Raw genomic sequence first — 21,129 nt, 5'->3', positions numbered from 1 at the left:
GTGTCTCTTAGCGTCTCGCAACTGCTCGAAGGTTCTGGCGCCCGCCCCAAGAAGGGGTTGGGCACGGTCTTTGGCCTCAACTCGGACAGCCGTCGCATCGAGCCGGGAGATATCTTCTTCGCTCTGCCGGGGCAGAAGGTCCACGGCAATGAATTCATCGCCGATGCCGTGCATCGGGGTGCATTGGCAATCGTCACCGACATACACCCCGTTGGCGATCCCGGCGTGCCGGTTATCGTCGTCAAGGACGTTCGCGCCTCCTATGCCCGCGCTGCTTCGCGCGTCTTCGAACCGCAGCCGGAAATCTCGGTCGCCGTCACCGGCACCAATGGCAAGACCTCCGTTGCCTCCTTCGTGCGTCAGATCTGGGATCATGCCGGCGTGCCCGGCGCCAGCGTCGGTACGCTCGGCGTGCAGACCGCCACCCGCACCATCGAAGGCGCGCTGACCACCCCGGATTCGCGCACCCTGCACCAGGCCCTCCGCGCTCTCCGCGCCCAGGGCGTCGACCACGTCGCTGTCGAAGCCTCCAGCCACGGCCTCGATCAGCGCCGCCTTGACGGCATCCACTTCGAAGCGGTCGCCTTCACCAATCTCAGCCGCGACCATCTCGACTATCACGCCGATATGGACGAGTACCGCAATGCCAAGCTGCGGCTCTTCTCCGATCTCCTCGTCGATGGCGGCGCTGCCATCGTCAATGTCGACGATCCCGAATACGAACCCTTCATGTTCGCCGCGCTATCGGCCAATGCGACCCTGCTCACCGTGGGCAAGGAGGGCGCCTATATCGAAATCATTTCGATCACCACCGAAGGCTACGGCCAGCGCGTACAGATTCGTCACATCGGCGAGTTGGTGGATTTCCACCTGAAAATCCCGGGCGAGTTCCAGGTGTCGAACGCCCTGATCGCCGCGGCCCTCGCGATGTCCTCCGGTGTCGACAAGAATGATGCCTTTGCCGCGCTGCCCCACCTCGTCGGCGCCGTCGGGCGCCTCGAACTCGTCGGCGAGTACAAGGGCGCCGCGATCTTCATCGACTATTCGCACAAGCCCGAAGCCCTGCGCACGGCGCTCAATACGCTGCGCCCCTATGTCAAGGGCAAGCTCCGCCTCGTCTTCGGCTGCGGCGGCGATCGCGACAAGGGCAAGCGCCCGCAAATGGGCGCAATTGCCAGCGAACTTGCCGATGACGTCATCGTGACGGACGACAATCCGCGCACCGAAGACGCCGCCGCCATTCGCGCCCAGATCCTGGCCGAGGCAAAAGGGGCCAAGGAAGTTGCCGATCGCAAGAAAGCCATCGAAACGGCGATCAAGTCCCTGCAAAAGGGCGACGTCCTGCTCATCGCCGGCAAGGGCCACGAGACCTACCAGATCATCGGCACCACCAAGCACCATTTTTCGGACCACGAAGTCGTGGCCGAGGCGATCAAGGGCTAACGGGAAGTCCGGGCGCGCTCTATCCTTCTTCACCCTCCCCCTTGCGGGGAGGGTCGGGGAGGGGGTATGGCGCCCCCTGAACGATAGGGTGGTGGGCACCCCCTCCCATCCTCCCCCGTCAAGGGGGAGGTGTCATATCGAGTTCGACACGGTGCCAGCGTGAGAGCCGAAGCATGACCCAACCTCTCTACACCCTAGATGCCGTCCTTACCGCCACCGGCGGCCGCGCCGACGGCATCAAGGCCGACGCCATCCGCTCCATCTCCATCGATTCCCGCGAAATCGGCCCCGATGCGCTCTTCGTCGCCATCAAGGGCGATCGCTTCGATGGCCACGATTTCGTCGAAACAGCCCTCGCCAATGGCGCCGCCGCAGCGCTTGTCAGTCGCGGCACCGGGGCAGGGCGCATCACCGTCCCCGACGCACTCGAAGGCCTCGTCGACCTCGCCCGTGCCGCCCGTGCCCGCAGCCGTGCGCTGATCGTCGGCGTCACCGGCAGCGTCGGCAAGACCACCACCAAGGAAGCCCTCCGCATCGTCTTCGAAGCATCAGGCGAAACCCACGCTTCCATCAAGAGTTTCAACAATCACTGGGGCGTGCCGCTGATGCTCGCCCGCATGCCCGAGACGGCGCAGTTCGGCGTCTTCGAAATGGGCATGAACGCGCCCAATGAAATCCGGCCCCTCAGCCAATTGGTCCGCCCCCATATCGGCATCATCACCACCATCGCCCCCGCCCATCTCGAAAAGCTCGGCAGTATTGAAGCCATCGCTCGCGCCAAGGCGGAGATTTTCGAGGGAATCGAACCCGGCGGTACCGCCGTCATCAATGCCGATCACCCGCAGATCGACCTTCTCCTCGAATTGGCTCGGACGGCAGGAATAAATGTCGTCACCTTCGGCTTTGCCCGCGGCACCGACTGGCAGATCCTTGATGCCGAAACTGCCGGTGACCGCAGCTTCGCGACCGTCCTCAACGGCGATGTCAGCCATGCCCTCACCATCGGCGTCGCCGGCCGCCACATGCTGAGCAATGCCACTGCTGCCTTGGCCGTCGCCAGCCTTGTCGGCGTTGCGCCGGAAATCGCCCTCCGCGCGCTCGCCGGCTTCGGTCCGCAGCCCGGCCGCGGTCAGCGTATCCATCTGGGATCAAAAGACAAACCGCTGCTGCTCATCGACGAAAGCTACAATGCCAATACCGCCTCGATGACAGCCGCCCTCGATGTCTTCGGCTCGGTTTCCGCGCCCGATGGCAAGAAGGTCGTGGTCCTTGGCGACATGCTCGAACTGGGCGAAGCCGGTCCCGCGCTCCATGCCGGCCTTGCCGACACGGTGCGCAGCAGCGGCGCCGACCAGGTCTATCTCGTGGGCGCCAATATGGCGCGGCTTGCCGAAGCGCTGCCCAAAACCCTGTTTTCCCGGCATTTCACAAGTGTTGAACAAGCCATGCCCGAACTGCTTGCCGCGCTTGCCTATGGGGATGCAGTTATGGTCAAAGGGTCCAACGGCGTGGGGCTTTCTCGCCTTGTCGCCGCCATCAAAGACAAGTTTGAACAGCGCTAAACCGCCCAATCAGGATTTTTAGAGAGCATGCTCTATTTTCTCGGCCAGTTGGGTGACTCCCTCGCCGCGTTCAACGTCTTCCGCTACATCACCTTCCGCACCGCGGGGGCGATGATCACAGCCCTGTTCTTCGTCTTCATGTTCGGTCCGGGCATGATCGCGCTGCTGCGTCTCAAGCAGGGCAGGGGCCAGCCGATCCGCGAAGATGGCCCGCAGACGCATCTCCTCACCAAGAAGGGCACGCCCACCATGGGCGGGCTCATGATCCTTTCGGGCGCCGTCATTTCGACCCTGCTGTGGTCGAACCTTTCCAATGGCTATGTCTGGGTGGTGCTCTTCGTCACCATCGGTTTTGGCGCCATCGGCTTTTACGACGACTATCTCAAGGTCAAGCGTATGAGCCACAAGGGTTTTGGCTCGAAGCAGCGTCTGCTTCTCGAAGCCATCATCGGCTGTATCGCCGCCTTCGCCATTTCCCAGCTCGCCGCCGGTTCCTACGGCACCTCGCTGCTCTTCCCCTTCGTGAAGGACCTGGCGGTCAATCTCGGCTATTTCTACATTCTCTTCGGCGGCTTCGTCGTGGTTGCGGCCGGAAACTCGGTCAACCTCACCGACGGTCTCGATGGTCTTGCGATCGTACCGGTCATGGTCGCGGCCGGTTGCTTCGGCTTCATCGCCTATCTCGTCGGCAGCCAAAACTATGCCGATTACCTGCTGCTCAACGCCGTCCCCGGCACGGCCGAACTCGCCGTCGTCTGCGGCGCGCTGATCGGCGCCGGCCTCGGCTTCCTCTGGTTCAACGCCCCGCCGGCCCAGATTTTCATGGGCGATACGGGCTCGCTGGCCCTCGGCGGCGCCCTCGGCACCATCGCCGTCGCCACCAAGCACGAAATCGTCCTCGGCATCATCGGCGGCCTCTTCGTGCTCGAAACCGTCTCGGTGATCGTGCAGGTGACCTCGTTCCGTTTGACCGGCAAACGCGTCTTCCGAATGGCGCCGATACACCACCATTTCGAACACCTCGGCTGGACCGAAAGCCAGGTCGTTATTCGGTTCTGGATCATCTCCTTCGTCCTGGCGCTGATCGGTCTTTCGAGCCTCAAGCTGCGTTAACAAGCGATCCTCGCCACTTCCTCAGTCGTCATTGCCGGGCTTGTCCCGGCAATCCATCTCGCCTCCGCATGGACCACCGGGACAAGCCCGGTGGTGACGACAATTGGGGCAATTCTTCGCCCCAAACTCACACAGGCTTTCCAGCGCCTGACTCGCAAAACGCGAAATCCCTTACCAAATCGGTAACCACCACTCGGTACAATTGTCTGCAGTTTGTACCGAGTAGCCGGCCCAGCCACATGATGTTCTCCCGCGCCGAAAAAACGCCCCTCGCCGAATGGTGGTGGTCGATTGACCGCGAATTGCTTTCGGGCCTGATCCTGCTCCTCATCTGCGGCATGGTCCTCAGTCTTGCCGCCAGCCCTCCAGTCGCCGAACGCATCGGCCTCAACGAATGGCATTTTGTTATCCGCCACGCCATGTTCTGCGCCCTTGCGGTGCCGGTCATGCTGGCCACTTCGCTCCTCAGCCACCGCCAAGCGCGTTTCGCGGCCCTCGGCACGCTGATCGTCATGACCATCCTCCTCTGGGCCACGCTCCGTTTCGGCACCGAAGTGAAGGGCGCCCGCCGCTGGATGTCCTTTGCCGGCCAGTCCGTGCAGCCCTCGGAATTCGTAAAACCCGCCTTCGCCGTCATCGGCGCCTGGCTCTTTTCCGAATATATGATCCACCGCAACGTGCCCGGTCGCCTCATCGCCACCGCGCTCATGCTGGTCATCGTCGCTGGCCTCTTGCTGCAGCCCGACATCGGTCAGACTGCGCTGATCCTCGCCACCTGGGCCGTACTGCTGTTCCTCTCGGGCATTTCCTGGTGGATCATCTTCGGCCTCGCCGGCGCTGCCGGCGGCCTCCTCGTCGGCGCCTATGCCTTTTTCCCGCACTTCGCCCGCCGTATCGATACCTTCCTCAACCCCGAAGGCGGCGGCAACACCTACCAGATCGACCGCGCCCTGCAGTCTCTCGCCGAAGGCGGGTGGTTCGGCCGCGGTCCCGGCGAGTCGCTGGCCAAAAAGCTCATCCCCGACGCCCACGCCGACTATGTCTTCTCCGCCGCTGCCGGTGAATACGGCATTCTCTTCTGCATGGCCCTCGTTGGCCTCATCGCCTTCATCGTGCTTCGCGCCATGATGGGTGCGCAGCGCCAGCAGAGCCTGTTTGCTCGCCTTGCCGCCTCCACAATCGCCATCCAGTTTGCCATGCAGTCGGGCATCAACCTCGCGGTGAATCTCAACCTGATTCCCCCCAAGGGCATGACGCTGCCATTCGTGTCCTATGGTGGCACGTCCATGCTTGCGGTCGCCTTCGGCATGGGGTTGATGCTGGCCATGACAAGAACAAAGCCCGAGGAGCGCATGACTACCGGCATTCCATCCTATCGCAGCGCCGTGGTTGCACCCGCCGAATGAAGACTTTTGTCCTTATGGCCGGCGGTACCGGCGGCCATCTCTTCCCCGCCATGGCGCTCGCGCAGGAACTGATCCGGCGTGGCCATGCCGTCGAGCTGATGACCGACCATCGCGTCGAAGGCTATGGCCAGGATTTCCCGGCCCGCCGCATCCACATGGTGCCGTCGGCCACGCCGAGCCTCACCAATCCCTTCAAGTTTGCCGGCGCGAGTTTTACGATTGCCAAGGGCGTCGCAAAGTCCTTCGGCATTTTGCGCGCGCTGCGCCCTGACGCTGTGATCGGCTTTGGCGGTTATCCAACCTTTCCGCCCTTCATCGCAGCAAGCCTCCTCAGTATCCCGGGCATCCTCCACGAGCAGAACGCCGTCATGGGTCGCGCCAATCGCGCCCTCAGCCGCTTTGCCGACGTTTTGGCCCTGAGCTTTGCCAAGACTCGTTTCGCCGACGATCAGGGCCTCGAAAAGGTTCTTACCGGCAATCCGGTCCGCGATCGCGTGCGCGCCATTGCGGCGAGCCCGTTTCCCGAACTGTCCGCGACCAGCCCGATCAATCTCGTCGTCTTCGGCGGCAGCCAGGGTGCCCGCGCCATTTCGGACGTCGTGCCCGAAGCCATTACGCTCTTGCCCGATGCCCTGCGTTCGCGCCTCCGCATCGTCCAGCAGGTGCGCAGCGAAGACCTCGACCGTGTGACGAAAACCTATCGCCAGTCGCGCACCAGCGTCGAACTCGCGCCCTTTTTCACCGATCTGCCCGAGCGCATCGCGCAAAGCCACCTCGTCATTGGCCGCTCCGGCGCCTCGACCATCGCCGAATTGACCGTCATTGGCCGCCCCTCGATCCTCATTCCGCTGCCTGGCGCGCTCGATGCTGACCAGAAGAACAATGCTCTTGTGGTTGAAGCGGGCGGCGGCGGCTGGGTGATGGAACAAGCCGCGCTTTCGCCGCAATCGCTTGCCACTCGCCTCGAAGCACTGTTTACCGACCCGACTAGCCTTAGCAAGGCTGGCAAGGCTGCTCAGGCCCTCGGTCAGCCCCGCGCCGTTGAAAAGCTCGCCGACCTCGCTGAAAGCCTGGCCGGCCAGGGCACAAGCACATTGGAATCCGCCTCATGAAAATGCCCCGCAATATCGGCCCGGTCCACTTTATCGGCATCGGCGGCATCGGCATGAGCGGCATTGCCGAAATCCTGCACAACCAGGGCTATACGGTCCAGGGCTCCGACGCCTCGCTCAATCCCAATGTCCAGCGCCTGCGCGACATGGGCATCAAGGTCGAAATCGGCCAGAGCGGTGACAATCTCGGCAAAGCCGAAGTCGTCGTCGTGTCTTCCGCCATCAAGCGCGATAATCCCGAACTGGTCGAAGCCCGCGCCCGCGCTCTGCCCATCGTGCGTCGCGCCGAAATGCTCGCCGAGATCATGCGCTTCAAGACCGCCATCGCCATCGGCGGCACGCACGGCAAGACCACGACGACCACCCTCGTCGCGACGCTCCTCGATGCCGGCAATCTCGATCCCACCGTCATCAATGGCGGCATCATCAACGCCTATGGCACCAATGCGCGCCTCGGGGCAGGGGAATGGATGGTGGTTGAAGCCGACGAATCCGACGGCACTTTCATCAAGCTGCCCGCCGACGTCGCTATCGTCACCAATATCGATCCCGAGCACCTCGATCACTACGGCGACTTCGAAGGCGTGAAAAAGGCCTTCCACCAGTTCGTCGAAAACGTGCCCTTCTACGGCTTTGCCGTGATGTGCCTCGATCACCCCGAGGTGCAGTCGCTGGTTGGCGAAATCCGTGATCGCCGCGTCATCACCTATGGCCGCAATCCGCAGGCCGATGTGCGCCTGCTCGATATCGAGAACCGCGACGGCGTCCAGCATTTTTCCGTCGAAATCCGCGACCGCATCCGCCAGACGCAGCTCCGCATCGACGGCTTGGAACTGCCCATGCCGGGCATCCACAACGCTCTCAACGCCACGGCCGCCATTGCCGTCGCCGATCAGCTCCACGTTCCCGCCGAAGCCATCCGTAGGGGACTCAAGGGTTTTACCGGTGTGAAGCGTCGCTTCACCAAGACCGGCGAAGTCGGCGGCGTCACCGTCATCGACGACTATGGTCACCACCCGGTCGAAATCGCCGCCGTGCTCAAGGCCGCGCGCCAGTCGGCCCGCCGCGATGTCGTCGCCGTGGTCCAGCCGCACCGCTTCAGCCGCGTCCACGATCTCTTCGACGACTTCGCCGCCTGCTTCAACGATGCCGACACCGTCATCGTCGCGCCAATCTACGCTGCCGGCGAACAGCCGCTGCCGGGCGTGACCCACGAGGAGCTGGTCAACCGCATCCGCGCCCGCGGCCATCGCGATGCCCGCGTGTTGAACAAGCCCGAAGACCTCGCCGCACTCGTCGCCTCGCGCGTTGAAGACGGCGACTATGTCGTTTGCCTCGGCGCTGGCAACATCACCCAATGGGCCGCCGCCCTGCCGGGCGAACTTGGTGCACTGATGGGCGAGGAAGCGAAATGAGCAAGCACGTCGCCGTTCTCATGGGGGGCTGGAACAATGAGCGCCCCGTTTCCCTCCGCACCGGCGCCGGCTGCGCCGCGGCCCTGCGCGAGGCTGGCTATCAGGTGACCGAGGTCGATGTCGGTCGCGACATCGTCCAGGTGCTCACGGCGCTGAAGCCCGACGTTGCCTTCAACGCCCTCCACGGCCCCTTCGGCGAAGGTGGCTACATCCAGGGCGTGCTCGAACTGCTCGAAATTCCCTATACCCATTCAGGCGTCCTGGCCTCGGCCCTCGCCATGAACAAGCACCAGGCCAAGATTCTCTTCAAGGCCGCCGGTATTCCCGTCACCGATCACGTCATCGTCTCGCGCGCCGAAGCGGCTCGCGCTCACGTCATGGCGCCGCCCTACGTAATAAAACCCATCGCCGATGGCTCCAGTTTCGGTGTCTTCATCGTCAAGGCCGAAACCAGCCATCCGCCGCAGGAGCTTCTCCGCGAGGATTGGACCTCAGGCGAAGAGATGATGGTCGAGCGTTTCATTCCCGGTCGCGAACTGACCTGCGCGGTCATGGGCGATGTCGCTCTGGGCGTTACCGAAATCATCACCGACCGCACCTTTTTCAACTACGAAGCCAAGTACAGCGATGGCGGCGCCGTCCACGTCTTGCCGGCTCAGTTGAAACCGAAAATTTACGACAAAGTGCAACAATTCAGTTTAGCCGCCCATGCGGCCCTCAACTGTCGCGGACTGACGCGGTGCGATTTCCGCTACAACGACGCGGCAGGCGAGGATGGTGAACTGGTACTCCTCGAGATCAACACCCAGCCGGGTATGACCGAGGTGTCCCTGGCGCCCGAACAAGCTGCGTACGCGGGGCACTCCTATTCGGAGCTATGCGCCTGGCTGGTGGAGGATGCGAGTTGCAACAGGTAAAGAGCGAGGCATTTTTCGCCGGGGCCCGTCCCGTCGATCCCCGCACACTACCTGTCCCCGCACGCCGCTCCCCCCTGCAGCGCGTCAATAACCGTTTCAATCGCGCCTTCGTTCTTCACGGCGCCGCCATTCGCCGCAGTTTCATGATCGCGGGCCTGCTTGCTGGCGCCACCGCGGTCTATGCCGCCCATGAACCCATCGGCGCCGGCATTGGCGCGCTCTCGACCCTGGCGCAGGGCGGCTTCGCCGATGCCGGCCTCTCTGTCGGCGAAATCAACATTTCCGGCCAGACGCTGACTTCCGAGCAGGCGATCTTTGACGCCCTCGGCATTCAACCCGATACGTCCACCCTGGCCTTCGATGTCGAAGGGGCTCGCGAGCGCATCGCCGAACTCCCCGCCATCGATACCGTCACCGTCCGCAAGACCTATCCTGCCGATGTCACCGTTTCCGTCACCGAGAAGGTGCCCGTCGCCCGCTGGCGCGTCGATGGCATCACCTTCGTGATCGATTCATCAGGCGCCCAGATCGGCGAAGATGGCGGCGCCTATTCCGATCTGCCGCTCGTCATCGGCGATGGCGCCGCCGACGATGCCCTCGTCATGATCCGCGCCCTCAGCCATGTCCCGCAATTGCAGGAGGGCCTCGTTGCCCTGTCGCGCATCGCCGACCGGCGCTGGGACATGATCTACGACACGGGCCTCCGCATCCAGCTTCCCGAGCAGGGCGTCGCCCAGGCGCTCGTAAAACTCGCCGCCTACCAATCCGAATATCAACTGCTCCAGCGCGACCTCGACGTCATCGACCTGCGTGTCGATAGCGTCGTCGCCGTTCGGCCGACCAAACGCGAAGACCCCAAAAAATCATGATGACCGATGCGATGACATCTCGGTTGCGGCCCGTTCAACTCGGCAAGGCCACCCTTGTCGCGGTGCTCGATATCGGCTCGACCAAGATCTGTTGCGTCATCGCCCGCCTCGTGCCGCGCGCCGAGGGCAGGTCCCTTCGTGGTCGCTCCCACCAGGCTGAAGTGATCGGCTTTGGTTACGGGCCGTCCTCGGGCGTCAAGAGCGGCGTCGTTACCGATATCGAAAAGGCCGAACAGGCGATCCGCAATGTCGTCGGCATGGCCGAGCGTGCAGCCGGCTTGACGCTTGAATCCGTGCTGGTCAATGTCACTGCCGGCCGCCTGGGCTCCGAAACCTTCTCCGCCGCCGTTTCGCTCGATGGCCAGGAAGTCGAAAAGACCGACATCGTCCGCGTGCTGAAAGCCGTCAATTCGCGCTCCGTGCGCCCCGAACGCTCCATCGTCCATGCGCTACCGATCGGTTACGCCTTGGATGGCCAGAAAGGCATTCGCGATCCCAAGGGCATGGTCGGTGAAAAGCTCGGCGTCGATGTCGCGGTGATCTCGGCCGAAACCCTCGCCATGCGCAATCTCGAACTGGTGCTGCACCGCTGCCACCTCCAGATCGAAGCGCTTGTCGCGACGCCCTATGCGTCAGGCCTCGCCAGCCTCGTCGATGATGAAGCCCAGCTCGGCGTTGCCTGCCTCGACTTCGGCGGGGCCACCACCACGGTTTCCGTCTTCAACGATGGCCACCTCGTCTATGCCGATGCCATCGCCATCGGCGGCCATCACCTGACCCTCGACATTGCCCGCCAGCTTTCGGTGAGCGTCGCCGATGCCGAGCGCCTCAAAACCCTCTACGGTTCCGTGCTGCCCGGCCAGGCCGACGAGCGCGACATGATCCCGATCCAGCCCGTCGGTGCCGCGCTCGACGAAGCGCCGGGGCAGGTGGCTCGTTCGGTCCTCACCCGCATCATGCGCCCGCGCATCGAGGAAATCCTCACCGCCATTCGCGATCGCATGCAAGCGACCGGCATGATGGATATCTGCGGCCGCCGCTTCGTGCTGACGGGCGGGGGCAGCGAACTCACGGGCCTCCCCGAAGTTGCTCGCCGCACGCTGGCCCGCAACGTCCGCAACGGCCGCCCCATGGGCATTGCCGGCCTGCCGGAAATCGCCAAGAGCGCTGCCTTCTCGACGGTCGCCGGCATGCTGGTCTATCCGCAGGTTTGCGCCCAGGAATATACCGAGCCGCGCAACTCCCGCCGCCTCACCGGCACCGACGGCTATATCGCCCGCGTCGGCAATTGGCTGCGCCACAGCTTTTAATTGGCCTCGGCCGCACCTAAATTGCGACCATGAGCAAGCACATCTACAAGAACGCCACCGCCCATCTGCCCGAGCATTGCCGGCCTACGGCCGAAATTCTCACCCAGTTCGGCGGCAAGTGGGCCATTGCCGTCATCGGCCAGCTCAATGCCGGGCCCAGGCGCTTTTCCGAATTGGCCGATGCTATTTCCGGTATTTCCGAGCGCATGCTGACGCTCACCCTGCGCACATTGGAGCGCGATGGCCTCATCGAACGCCATGTCACGCCCAGTGTGCCGCCAAGGGTCGATTATGAACTCTCCGCTCGCGGCCGTAGCCTGCAGGAACCGCTCATTGCGCTGCATATCTGGGCCACCGAGCACATGGCCGACATCGAAGAGTCGCGCCGCGAATTCGACGCGTCCGATCGCTAAAGCGCGTCGCGATCTTTCAGATTCGCGCTCTGCGCTTTAGCTCTTTGTTTTCACGCATGTCTTTGTCCCGAAACCGGTACCCACTTTCGGGAGACATGCTGTAGCGAACAGATTTGTTCGTCTCTTACAAAAATCACCGTTCTTGAGAAGCGCTTGGGGCAGGGACCATTTCCGCTATGGTTCAAACACCAGTCAGGAATTGAGAATGTCCAATAGACCCCGCATCGGCATCGTCATCAGCACCACGCGCGCCGCGCGCTTTGCCGACAAGCCAACCCAATGGCTGAAGGCGCTTGCCGAAGCCCGCAGCGATATCGACGTCGAAATCGTTGATCTGCGCGACTATCCCATGCCCTTCTTCGACGAAGCCGTGTCCCCGCTCTATGGCGCCCCGTCGTCCAACCCCGCCGCGCAGGCTTGGGCGGCCAAGATGGCCGAGCTCGATGGCTACGTCTTCGTCACCGCCGAATACAATCACTCGATCCCGGCCGTGCTCAAGAACGCGCTCGACTACGCCTATCCCGAATACAACCGCAAGCCGGCGGCCTTTCTCGGCTATGGCGGCGTGGGTGCCGCCCGGGCAGTTGAGCAGTTGCGCCTGATCCTTGCCGAGTTGCAGGTCGCCACGCTCAAACACACGGTCCATATCAACGCCAACGAGCTTTTGCCGCTGATGAAGGCCGAAAAGGATTTTGTCGATTTCCCCTACCTCGCCGACGCGGCAACGACGATGCTCGATCAATTGGTCTGGTGGGCCGGTGCGTTGAAAACCGCTCGGGCGACGTAAAGACGGCAACCGCTCGGGTATTTACGCCGCCCACGTCTGATTGCCTTGATACTTCCATGAACACGGCGCTGCCCTCGGGCCTGACCCGAGGGCCAATACGGGAGCCACAAGCATTTCGCTTGGGCGAGTGGCCCTCGGGTCGAGCCCGAGGGCAGCCCTGTGGGTGAGACGAATGCATCAGGGCAGGCCCTTGTCGCGAGGCCTCACCAATCCGCCTTCACCCCAAGCTTCCCTTCCAATACCCTGCGCGTCGCCGCTTCGAACGCCTCCGGCCATTCCACATTCAATCGCTCGGCCATGGCCCTTGCGCGCGGCATGAAGACCCGCGCCACTGCCAGTTGGGCCTCGATCACTTCATCTTTCGTGGCGCTGGGAAAGGGCAACCCGCTCATGATTCCAATCTGTTCGGCCGACAGCAGCTTTGACATATGCAAAATGCCGCCCGGATCGGGATTGCTGACATCCAGCATGAAGAGGTCGGTGAGCAGGCCGCGCAACAGCCCATTGCCCATGACACCCGTCAAATGTTCGCCACGACCCACGACGACCGGCATCAGCCCAAGAATGCGGATGAATTCATTGATCTGGTAGCGCAGGGCATGCGGATTCGGCGTTTTGAGGGGCAGGGCGGCCGGCAGCGCGTCATAAATGCCGTCCCGATCGATAAGCGGGGAAATGGTGTTCTGTGCCCGCTGCCCGATATGGCCCGGTTCGACCATGTTGAGATCGCAGCGCAGCCAGTCGTCGGTCACGGCATTGATCAGAAACCCGCCGCGCTCCAGCTCATTCCAGTAGACCACCGGTGCCAGCGCGTTCAGAGCCGTCCGCCAGCGGTCCGCAACACCGCGTTGCTCGCCTTTGTCGACCACAGCCAGCAGATCGACATCACTCCATTCGTCAGCGGTGCCGCGCCCAAAACTGCCGGAAAGAAAGAGGCCGCGTACGGCCTCGTCATCTCTAAACGCCGTTTTTGCCGCGGCGATAATGTCTTGCTGGTGCATGCTGTCCTCCGGAGAGGAGCCTAGCCACGCTCCGGCCCATTGACCAGTTCCGCCTTAGCTCCCGGCATAGGCCTTTTCGAGGTCCGCCAGGATCAGCTTCTTCATCCCCATCATGGCCTGCATGGCGCGGCCTGCGCCCGCCTTGTCCGGCCCGAATACGGTGTCGCGGAACTGCTTTGGCACCACCTGCCAGGAAAAGCCGAACTTGTCCTTGCACCAGCCGCACATGCTCTCTTCGCCGCCATTGTCGACGAAATTGTTCCAGTAATAGTCGACCTCCGCCTGGCCGTCACACTCGATCATTATGCTGACCGCCTCGGTGAAGGGGAATCGCGGGCCGCCGTTGAGCAGGAATATCTGCTGGCCGGCGAGCTCGATCACCGCCGTGAAGGCGGCAGAATCAGGGGAATTACGCACCAGCTCGATCACCTTCGAATCCTTGAAAGTGGTCGTATAGAACTTGATTGCCTCGTCGATGCGGTCATCGAACCACAGGCAGGGGGTCAGCTTGGTCATCACGATCTCCTCTCTTAATGAATAACCAAAAGGCTATATTCTTATTTGGTTATGGAATAAATCCCCGGCTGTCAAGCGGGTTTGCGGGCGCTCGCGCGGTTAATGGGACATGAATGGGTAACCATGCTGTCTCGCAATTTGCGCAGAAGTTAACGCGGTTGGGACAATTGTTAGGCTCTGGTTAACGAATTGGCGGGTAAATCTTTACCTAACCACGCCACCTATGGGGCCAAGCCATAAATGACCATCAATCTCACGATCCCCGATATCCAGGAACTCAAGCCCCGCATTACTGTCTTCGGTGCCGGCGGCGCCGGGGGTAACGCCGTCAACAACATGATCGAGTCCGGTCTCAGCGGCGTCGATTTCGTGGTGGCCAATACGGACGCCCAGGCCTTGGCCCTTTCCAAGGCCCAGCGCATCATTCAACTCGGTGTCGGCGTCACCGAAGGTCTCGGCGCAGGTTCGCACCCCGAAGTGGGTCGCGCGGCTGCCGAAGAAAGCTGGGATGAGATCAACGACCATCTCTCCGGCTCGCACATGGTCTTCATCACCGCCGGCATGGGTGGTGGTACCGGTACCGGTTCTGCCCCGGTTATTGCCCGTGCCGCTCGCGAGCAGGGCATTTTGACGGTTGGCGTGGTCACCAAGCCGTTCAATTTCGAAGGCAATCGCCGCATGCGTCTGGCCGAGGACGGCATCGACGAGCTGCACCGCCATGTCGATACGCTCATCGTCATCCCGAACCAGAACCTCTTCCGCGTTGCCAACGAGAAGACCACCTTCGCCGACGCTTTCGCGATGGCCGACCAGGTGCTGTTCTCCGGCGTGGCCTGTATCACTGACCTCATGGTCAAAGAGGGCCTGATCAACCTCGACTTCGCCGACGTCCGCGCCGTCATGCGCGGCATGGGCAAGGCGATGATGGGTACCGGCGAAGCCTCGGGCGAAGATCGTGCCCGCCACGCCGCCGAAGCCGCCATTGCCAATCCGCTCCTCGACGATGTGTCGATGCAGGGTGCCCGTGGCCTCCTCATCTCCATCACCGGCGGTCCCGACCTCACCCTCTACGAAGTCGACGAAGCGGCGAGCCGCATCCGCGAGGAAGTCGACTCCGACGCCAACATCATCCTCGGCGCCACCTACGATCCGGACCTCACCGGCACCATCCGCGTGTCCGTCGTCGCCACCGGCACCGATGCCACCATGGTCCAGGCCCTCGAGCCGGCAAAGCCGCATGCTTCGCGCACGCCGCTGGCCGTTCGCCGCCACGTGCCGGTCGAAACCACCCGTGCTGCCGCACCGGCTCCGGCCCCCGAGCCGACCGCTGAACTGATCGAAGACATCGGTTTCGAGGTCGAATCGGCTGTCGCCCAGGCTTTCGCCGCCGAACGCCCCGCTGCCGCTCCCCAGCAGCAGTATATGGAAGATGACGGCATCGTCGTTGAGCCCTACACGCCCGCTGCTGAAATGCACTCGGAGCCGGAAGAGGCTCCCATGATTGAAGAAAAGCCGATTCCGAGCGTTTATGTGCCGTCTCATGCGGCCCGCCCCGATGGCTATCGCCGCATGCCGCGCACCGAGGAGCTCCCGGTTGTTGCACGCCAGTCACAGCAGGCACAGGATCGTCATGCCGAAGAGCCGCGCAATGCTCGCGCTCTCTTCAAGCGCCTGGCCTCCAATGTGGGTCTGAACCTCGGTCAACCGCAGGCCGAACCGCGTCGCGAACCGGCCTCCAGCATGGCCGATGACGCTGCTGCCCGCAGCGCGATTGAGGCAGGCGGCGCAAGGACTTCCCGCGTTCCGCCTGCTGTCGAAGGCGCCCGCGGCAACCTCGACAATCAGGGTCGCAGCCAGCCTGCAGCGCCCCAGAAGGACAGCCTCGAAATTCCGGCTTTCCTCCGCAAGCACGGTTAAAGTCTCTTAAAGAGAACTCTGTAAACGTTACTCGGCGCGGCTTCCGCGCCGAGTTTTTTTTGGCTAACAGTTGCGCGAGCGTGAGACCCTTGGGGGTGGAGTAAGTAAAGTATGAAAACAATGTCCACACGCCAGCGCACGCTTTCCGGCGAAGTCACCTTTTCCGGATACGGCGTGCACTCTGCTGCGCCTGTAAATCTCACGATCAGCCCGGCTCCGGCCGATAGCGGCTTCCTCATTCGCCGCGATCTCGGCGAGGGGCGTGTTACCCAGCCCGTTTCCGTGCACTTCTCGCGCGTCAGCCGTACGACTCTTTGCACCACGCTCGATCTCGGCGACAGCGTCAGCGTCGCGACCGTCGAGCATGTCACCTCCGCGCTCTCCGGCATGGGCGTCGACAACGCGCTCATCACCGTCGACGGCCCGGAATGCCCCATTCTCGATGGCAGCGCGCATCCCTTTGCAGCCGCCATCATGGAAGTCGGCCTCGAATCCCAGCCGGCCCCGCGAAAGTTCCTCAAGATCATTCGCGCCGTCACCGTGCGCAACAATGACGCCTTCGCCGCCCTCGAGCCCTATAATGGCCGTGCGCTCGACCTCGAAATCGACTTCGATTCCAAGGTCATCGGCCGCCAGCGCATGATTTTCGACTGGACCCCGCGCCGTTATCTCGACGACGTCTCCCGCGCCCGTACCTTCGGCTTTGCCCGCGACGCCAAGGCGCTGCGCCAGGCCGGCTATGCGCTGGGCTCCAGCCTCGACAATTCCATCACGGTCGATGAAGACCGCGTGCTCAATCCGAACGGCCTGCGCTACGAAGACGAATTCGTGCGCCACAAGCTGCTCGACGCCATTGGCGATCTTTCGCTTGGTGGCCTGCCCATCTGGGGCCGCTTCCGCTCCTACAAGGGCGGGCATGCGCTCAATGCCCATGTCCTGGCCGGTCTCTTTTCGAGCGAAGCCAATTATGAGATAGTCAACGCCGAGGATCTGCCGCTGGAAGTCGAGGCTTTCGACGACCATCCGGAGGGTTTGGGCGTTCGCCACTATCTCCGGTCCGTGCGCTGACCGGCTCTGCCGGTCATCACGCCACAGTTTTGATCCAATTGCTAATTACGCCGCAATCGCTTGTGGATGTTTGAGAACGGGGCACTTCGTGACTGTTAAAGTTGTAAGCCAGATGGCGAATTGGGCATTCCGATTTGCCGCCGTGGGTCTGTTCGCCACTGTTCTCACCGCTTGCGCCGGCATGAACCTGTTTGGGCCCCCCAAGCTCAAGGAAGAACCGATCGTTCCCGCTGCCGCGCTCTATCAGGGCGCGCTGGACGATATGGACCGCCAATATTACCAGACCGCCATCAAGAAGCTCGAACAGCTCGATCGCCAGCATCCGCGCGATGCGCTGACCGAGAAGAGCAAGCTGATGCAGGTCTATGCCCATTATCGCATCGGCAAGTTCAACGAAGCGATCCTGGCCGCCGACCGCTATATGGCGCTCTATCCCAATGGCAAGGACGTCCCCTACGTCCTCTGGCTCAAGGGCACGTCCTATTACGGTCAGATCAAGGACATCACCCGCGACCAGCAGCTTTCGCGCGATGCCATCGACACCTACACCCTGCTGATTTCGAACTACCCGAATTCCGAGTACGCCAAGGACGCCAAGGAAAAACTCCTCGTCGCCTATGACCAGCTCGCCGGCAAGGAAATGTCCGTCGGCCGCTATTATCTGGGCAATGGCGAATACACCGCCGCCATCAACCGCTTCCGCGAAGTGGTCGAAAAGTGGCAGACGTCCACGCATATCGAGGAAGCCCTTTACCGCCTGACCGAAGGCTACCTGCTGCTTGGCCTCACCAACGAAGCCATGTCCGCCGCAGCCGTCCTGGGTCACAACTACCCGTCCAGCGACTGGTACAAGCGCGCCTTCGAGCTCCTCGGCAAGCAAGGCCTCGCCCCCCAGCTCAACTCCGGTAGTTGGCTCGCTGCTCACCGGACCTGAGTCTTTTGTAATCTGAATTCGAAAGGGCCCTTCGGGGCCCTTTTTGTTTGGTCAGACGCCGATGGTCGCTCGAACAACCAAGGTCGTCACCCTCGGGCTGGCCCCGAGGGCCCTAAACTTGCTGCGCTATTGCCAAGTGCAGTGTCCTCGGGTCAGGCCCGAGGATGACGTTCGGTGGTTATTGGGCGCCTTGCAGCGGATCAAACCTTGCTTGGTCTTTGGTCACTCAGGGCCCTAAGCTCGCGCCCATGGCGCCAAGCATCACGATTCCCGCGCATTTGCTCACCGTCCGCTACAACGCCGCGGTCCATCCCGGCGTCGCGCATCCGGCCGACTTGTCGACCGGGGCCAATTGCCAGGTTTTCGCCTACGCGCTTCTGGCCCACTTCGGCATTGCCTTTCCCCCTCTGCGGTCGAGCGAGCTCTGGGCCGATGCCGAGTATTCGCGCGCGGTAGAGGCGTTCGAGCCCCTCGACCTTCTGCTCTTTAGCAAGACCGCCGATGCCTTCGGCGCCCACGTGGCCGTTTGCGTGGGCGCGGGTAGGGCGTCCACCTCTCCCGAACTGTCGGCTTCCCCGTCGAGTGGAGCATCGAGGATTTCGCGACGCACGAAAATTATCGCGTTCTGATCGGCGGTAAGCGTCCCCTCGTCAGGGTTTGACATCAGCGAAGCCAAGCCCCATCTCCCCGGAAACGGAGAGACCCATGCCCCCATCCCCCTTCGACGCCCAAGCTGCCCGCCACTATGCCGAAGGCCCGCCGCGTCAGGTGCCCGGCTTTGCCGGCCTCCATCGCATGATGAACCTGCTCCTCGCCGAAATCCTCTCGAACGACGCCCAGATTCTCGTTCTCGGCGCCGGCGGCGGCCTTGAACTCAAGGCAATGGCCGATTTTCGCCCCGGCTGGCGTTTTTCGGGCGTCGACCCCTCCGCCGACATGCTGCAGCTCGCCCGCCAGATCACGGCCGAGCACGCCCCGCGCATCGACCTCACCGAAGGTTATATCGACGCCGCGCCCGAAGGCCAGTTCGATGCCGCCACCAGCCTTCTTACCTTCCATTTCATCCCGCGCGACCAGCGCCTTGAAACGCTTCGTCAAATCCGCCGCCGTCTAAAGCCCGGCGCCCCCTTCATCCTCGCCCATATCAGCTTCCCGCAGACCGAACCCGAGCGCTCCGCCTGGATCGCCCGCCACGTCGCCTATGGCCAGGCCGACGACGTCGATCCCGCCGTCGCAGCAAAAGCCCGCGAAGCCATCGGCACCCGCCTGACCATTCTCGCGCCCGAAGAGGAAGAAGCCATGCTCCGCGAAGCGGGCTTTGCCAACATCACCCCCTTCTACGCCGCCTTCAGTTTTCGCGGTTGGGTGTCCTACGCAAGCTAAGGTTCTTCCGCTGCACCCAACCCACCCACCGTGTCATTCCCGCGAAAGCGGGAACCCCTGTTTGGGACGTCAGCGCAAACAACAGAGGCTCCCGCTTCCGCGGGAGTGACACCGGGAAGTGGATTGGCAACAAGCCTAGTTGCCATTTTGTTCTTTTTCTCTATCATGCGTTCCCATTCGCATTGCTGTGCGAAAGTGACTCGCCGCTGACGCCGGGCCGGCCCTCGAATGCTATGAGGAAAGCCCGACAGGCCTTGGATAGATCCGCATGCTGAACGCGCTTTCGGTTCGCAACATTGTCCTTATCGACCAGCTCGACCTGGCACTCGATACGGGCATGACCGTTCTCACCGGCGAGACTGGTGCCGGCAAATCCATCCTTCTCGATGCGCTGACCCTGGCCCTTGGCGGCCGCGGCGACGCCTCGCTGGTCCGGCAGGGGCAGGAGAGCGGCCAGGTGGTCGCCATGGTGCAATTGCCGGCCAATCATCCGGCCCGCGCCCAATTGCGCGACAATGCCATTGCCGACGACGAAGAGGTGATCCTTCGCCGCGTGCAATTCGCCGATGGCCGCACCCGCGCCTTCATCAATGATCAGCCGGTTTCCGCGGCACTGCTGCAAAAGATCGGCAGCCAGATCATCGAAATCCACGGCCAGCACGACGACCGGGCGCTTGTCGATGTTGCCACCCATCGCGCCGCCCTCGATGCCTTCGGCGAACTCGCCGCGCCGGCCGTCGCCGTGCGCGAAGCCTGGGCCGACCTCGTCGAAATCCAGCAGTCCGTACGGGAACAGCAAGCCAGGGTCGCCGAAGCCCTCGCGGCCGAGGACTACGCCCGCCACGCCGTCGACGAACTCGAAAAGCTCAAACCCGTCGAAGGCGAAGAAACCGAACTCGCCGAACGCCGCCAGCAATTGCAGCAGGCCGAAAAGTCGGCTGCCGATCTCATCGAGATCGACGAAATCCTCAACGGCCCCAGCGCTCCGTCGCCCGCACTGTCCGGCCTGATGCGGCGCCTGCTCAGAAAAATCGACGGCGGCGCCGAGCTTTTTCAGCCCATCGTCGATGCGCTCGACGCTTCTCTCGCCACACTCGATCGCGCCGGCGAAGCCCTCGAAGACCTGCAACGCCAGATGGCCTACGACCCTGCCGAGCTGGAAGGCGTCGAAGAGCGTCTCTTTGCCCTCCGCGCCGCTGCCCGCAAGCACCAGGCCACCTGCGACGAGCTGCCCGCCATTCTCGAAAAGTATCAGGGCGATCTCGATACCCTGCAAAGCGGGGAAAGCCGCCTCAAGGCGCTGGAGGCCGATGAGTCTCGCGCCCGCTCTCGCTATCGCGAAGTCGCCGAAACCCTTTCCGCGGGCCGCGCCAAGGCCGCCAAGGCCCTCAGCAAGGCGGTCGAAGCCGAACTGCCGGACCTCAAACTCGGCGCCGCCAAATTCATCGTTGATCACCAGATCGAAACCGACCGCGTCGCTGCCGCCGGCTTCGATCAGATCGCCTTCCACGTCCAGACCAACCCGGGCACGGCCGCCGGCCCCTTGCTCAAGGTCGCTTCGGGCGGCGAATTGAGCCGTTTCCTCCTGGCGCTGAAGGTCGTCCTCGCAGATCGCGGCTCTGCCCCGGTCCTGATTTTTGACGAAATCGACACCGGTGTCGGTGGTGCCGTGGCCGATGCCATCGGTCGTCGCCTCGCGCGTCTCGCCAAGACCGTGCAGGTGCTCACCGTCACCCACGCGCCGCAGGTGGCTGCCCGCGCCAATCGCCATCTGCTTATCGAAAAGCAGATGGTGGAGGAGGGCGCCTTCATGCGCACCCATGTTCGCCCGCTCGAGCCCGACTCCCGCCAGGAAGAGGTCGCCCGCATGCTGGCCGGCGCCGAAATCACCTCGGAAGCTCGCGCTGCTGCCAAGAAATTGCTCGCCGCGGTGAAATAACCGCCTCTACCGCTACCACGCCAT

The 21,129-nt window shown here is 62.9% G+C and carries 19 protein-coding genes; 17 read left to right on the top strand and 2 right to left on the bottom strand.

Going from position 1 to position 21,129, the window contains the following annotated elements; genetic code table 11:
- The 11 genes from JP75_RS22970 to JP75_RS22920 all read left to right on the top strand — a co-directional run bounded on the left by JP75_RS22970 (position 1) and on the right by JP75_RS22920 (position 12,347).
- Positions 1 to 1,443, top strand: a complete 1,443-nt coding sequence (locus tag JP75_RS22970) for a UDP-N-acetylmuramoyl-L-alanyl-D-glutamate--2,6-diaminopimelate ligase (RefSeq protein WP_035087247.1) — start codon at positions 1 to 3, stop codon at positions 1,441 to 1,443.
- A 173-nt stretch (positions 1,444 to 1,616) separates the two neighbouring features.
- Positions 1,617 to 3,005 carry a UDP-N-acetylmuramoyl-tripeptide--D-alanyl-D-alanine ligase gene (locus JP75_RS22965; RefSeq protein WP_035087245.1) on the top strand — a complete coding sequence of 463 codons (1,389 nt, stop codon included), beginning with the start codon at positions 1,617 to 1,619 and terminating at the stop codon, positions 3,003 to 3,005.
- Between the two features lie 27 nt (positions 3,006 to 3,032).
- Complete coding sequence (gene mraY, locus JP75_RS22960) at positions 3,033 to 4,118, top strand: phospho-N-acetylmuramoyl-pentapeptide-transferase (RefSeq protein WP_035087244.1); 1,086 nt, start codon at positions 3,033 to 3,035, stop codon at positions 4,116 to 4,118.
- A 242-nt stretch (positions 4,119 to 4,360) separates the two neighbouring features.
- On the top strand, positions 4,361 to 5,524 hold the full coding sequence (locus tag JP75_RS22955; RefSeq protein WP_035087383.1) for an FtsW/RodA/SpoVE family cell cycle protein: 1,164 nt from the start codon (positions 4,361 to 4,363) through the stop codon (positions 5,522 to 5,524).
- The gene (murG, locus tag JP75_RS22950) at positions 5,521 to 6,636 is read left to right on the top strand and encodes an undecaprenyldiphospho-muramoylpentapeptide beta-N-acetylglucosaminyltransferase (RefSeq protein ID WP_035087243.1); all 1,116 of its coding nucleotides are present in this window, start codon (positions 5,521 to 5,523) and stop codon (positions 6,634 to 6,636) included. Before JP75_RS22955 ends, murG begins: the two co-directional genes overlap by 4 nt.
- A complete protein-coding gene (murC, locus tag JP75_RS22945) occupies positions 6,633 to 8,051 on the top strand; it encodes a UDP-N-acetylmuramate--L-alanine ligase (RefSeq protein WP_035087242.1) in 1,419 nt (472 codons plus the stop codon). The genes murG and murC overlap by 4 nt, the downstream gene beginning before the upstream one ends.
- Positions 8,048 to 8,968, top strand: a complete 921-nt coding sequence (locus JP75_RS22940) for a D-alanine--D-alanine ligase (protein WP_035087241.1) — start codon at positions 8,048 to 8,050, stop codon at positions 8,966 to 8,968. The genes murC and JP75_RS22940 overlap by 4 nt, the downstream gene beginning before the upstream one ends.
- Positions 8,956 to 9,837: a cell division protein FtsQ/DivIB gene (locus JP75_RS22935; protein WP_035087240.1), complete on the top strand. Its 882-nt coding sequence runs from the start codon at positions 8,956 to 8,958 to the stop codon at positions 9,835 to 9,837. The genes JP75_RS22940 and JP75_RS22935 overlap by 13 nt, the downstream gene beginning before the upstream one ends.
- Positions 9,834 to 11,147, top strand: a complete 1,314-nt coding sequence (gene ftsA, locus JP75_RS22930) for a cell division protein FtsA (RefSeq protein ID WP_152565960.1) — start codon at positions 9,834 to 9,836, stop codon at positions 11,145 to 11,147. Before JP75_RS22935 ends, ftsA begins: the two co-directional genes overlap by 4 nt.
- Before the next feature lie 29 nt (positions 11,148 to 11,176).
- Positions 11,177 to 11,560, top strand: coding sequence for a winged helix-turn-helix transcriptional regulator (locus JP75_RS22925; RefSeq protein ID WP_035087239.1), 384 nt, complete (start codon positions 11,177 to 11,179; stop codon positions 11,558 to 11,560).
- A 205-nt stretch (positions 11,561 to 11,765) separates the two neighbouring features.
- Entirely contained in the window at positions 11,766 to 12,347 is a 582-nt protein-coding gene (locus tag JP75_RS22920; RefSeq protein WP_035087238.1) for an NADPH-dependent FMN reductase, read from the top strand.
- A 203-nt stretch (positions 12,348 to 12,550) separates the two neighbouring features.
- Here the strand turns inward: JP75_RS22920 and JP75_RS22915 are convergent, their stop codons facing one another.
- Positions 12,551 to 13,348, bottom strand: coding sequence for a nucleotidyltransferase domain-containing protein (locus tag JP75_RS22915; RefSeq protein ID WP_035087237.1), 798 nt, complete (start codon positions 13,346 to 13,348; stop codon positions 12,551 to 12,553).
- Between the two features lie 54 nt (positions 13,349 to 13,402).
- A complete protein-coding gene (locus tag JP75_RS22910) occupies positions 13,403 to 13,864 on the bottom strand; it encodes a VOC family protein (RefSeq protein WP_035087236.1) in 462 nt (153 codons plus the stop codon).
- Between the two features lie 240 nt (positions 13,865 to 14,104).
- Between JP75_RS22910 and ftsZ the strand changes: the two genes are divergently transcribed.
- From ftsZ to recN, 6 genes are all read left to right on the top strand, one after another.
- Entirely contained in the window at positions 14,105 to 15,781 is a 1,677-nt protein-coding gene (gene ftsZ, locus JP75_RS22905; RefSeq protein ID WP_035087235.1) for a cell division protein FtsZ, read from the top strand.
- 111 nt (positions 15,782 to 15,892) lie between these two features.
- The gene (lpxC, locus tag JP75_RS22900) at positions 15,893 to 16,849 is read left to right on the top strand and encodes a UDP-3-O-acyl-N-acetylglucosamine deacetylase (RefSeq protein WP_084587886.1); all 957 of its coding nucleotides are present in this window, start codon (positions 15,893 to 15,895) and stop codon (positions 16,847 to 16,849) included.
- An 88-nt stretch (positions 16,850 to 16,937) separates the two neighbouring features.
- On the top strand, positions 16,938 to 17,783 hold the full coding sequence (locus JP75_RS22895) for an outer membrane protein assembly factor BamD (RefSeq protein ID WP_152565959.1): 846 nt from the start codon (positions 16,938 to 16,940) through the stop codon (positions 17,781 to 17,783).
- Between the two features lie 248 nt (positions 17,784 to 18,031).
- The gene (locus JP75_RS22890; RefSeq protein WP_051961231.1) at positions 18,032 to 18,412 is read left to right on the top strand and encodes a hypothetical protein; all 381 of its coding nucleotides are present in this window, start codon (positions 18,032 to 18,034) and stop codon (positions 18,410 to 18,412) included.
- Between the two features lie 76 nt (positions 18,413 to 18,488).
- Positions 18,489 to 19,166 carry a class I SAM-dependent methyltransferase gene (locus tag JP75_RS22885; RefSeq protein WP_035087233.1) on the top strand — a complete coding sequence of 226 codons (678 nt, stop codon included), beginning with the start codon at positions 18,489 to 18,491 and terminating at the stop codon, positions 19,164 to 19,166.
- A gap of 268 nt (positions 19,167 to 19,434) precedes the next feature.
- A complete protein-coding gene (recN, locus tag JP75_RS22880) occupies positions 19,435 to 21,105 on the top strand; it encodes a DNA repair protein RecN (protein WP_035087231.1) in 1,671 nt (556 codons plus the stop codon).
- The last annotated feature ends 24 nt before the right edge of the window (positions 21,106 to 21,129 follow it).

The sequence above is a fragment of the Devosia riboflavina genome, from assembly GCF_000743575.1.
GTDB classification, from domain to species: Bacteria; Pseudomonadota; Alphaproteobacteria; order Rhizobiales; family Devosiaceae; genus Devosia; species Devosia riboflavina.
Note: the sequence above shows the minus strand (reverse complement) of the source record. Positions and strands in the feature narration are given on the sequence as shown.

What these genes read in the sequence shown, in the direction of transcription:
- JP75_RS22920 (WP_035087238.1), top strand. Translation starts at nt 11,766, where the DNA reads ATGTCCAATAGACCCCGCATCGGCATCGTCATCAGCACCACGCGCGCC.
- ftsZ (WP_035087235.1), top strand. Translation starts at nt 14,105, where the DNA reads ATGACCATCAATCTCACGATCCCCGATATCCAGGAACTCAAGCCCCGC.
- murG (WP_035087243.1), top strand. Translation starts at nt 5,521, where the DNA reads ATGAAGACTTTTGTCCTTATGGCCGGCGGTACCGGCGGCCATCTCTTC.
- JP75_RS22940 (WP_035087241.1), top strand. Translation starts at nt 8,048, where the DNA reads ATGAGCAAGCACGTCGCCGTTCTCATGGGGGGCTGGAACAATGAGCGC.
- JP75_RS22885 (WP_035087233.1), top strand. Translation starts at nt 18,489, where the DNA reads ATGCCCCCATCCCCCTTCGACGCCCAAGCTGCCCGCCACTATGCCGAA.
- JP75_RS22965 (WP_035087245.1), top strand. Translation starts at nt 1,617, where the DNA reads ATGACCCAACCTCTCTACACCCTAGATGCCGTCCTTACCGCCACCGGC.
- JP75_RS22910 (WP_035087236.1), bottom strand. Translation starts at nt 13,864, where the DNA reads ATGACCAAGCTGACCCCCTGCCTGTGGTTCGATGACCGCATCGACGAG.
- recN (WP_035087231.1), top strand. Translation starts at nt 19,435, where the DNA reads ATGCTGAACGCGCTTTCGGTTCGCAACATTGTCCTTATCGACCAGCTC.
- JP75_RS22915 (WP_035087237.1), bottom strand. Translation starts at nt 13,348, where the DNA reads ATGCACCAGCAAGACATTATCGCCGCGGCAAAAACGGCGTTTAGAGAT.
- mraY (WP_035087244.1), top strand. Translation starts at nt 3,033, where the DNA reads ATGCTCTATTTTCTCGGCCAGTTGGGTGACTCCCTCGCCGCGTTCAAC.
- lpxC (WP_084587886.1), top strand. Translation starts at nt 15,893, where the DNA reads ATGAAAACAATGTCCACACGCCAGCGCACGCTTTCCGGCGAAGTCACC.
- JP75_RS22890 (WP_051961231.1), top strand. Translation starts at nt 18,032, where the DNA reads ATGGCGCCAAGCATCACGATTCCCGCGCATTTGCTCACCGTCCGCTAC.
- ftsA (WP_152565960.1), top strand. Translation starts at nt 9,834, where the DNA reads ATGATGACCGATGCGATGACATCTCGGTTGCGGCCCGTTCAACTCGGC.
- murC (WP_035087242.1), top strand. Translation starts at nt 6,633, where the DNA reads ATGAAAATGCCCCGCAATATCGGCCCGGTCCACTTTATCGGCATCGGC.
- JP75_RS22955 (WP_035087383.1), top strand. Translation starts at nt 4,361, where the DNA reads ATGTTCTCCCGCGCCGAAAAAACGCCCCTCGCCGAATGGTGGTGGTCG.
- JP75_RS22925 (WP_035087239.1), top strand. Translation starts at nt 11,177, where the DNA reads ATGAGCAAGCACATCTACAAGAACGCCACCGCCCATCTGCCCGAGCAT.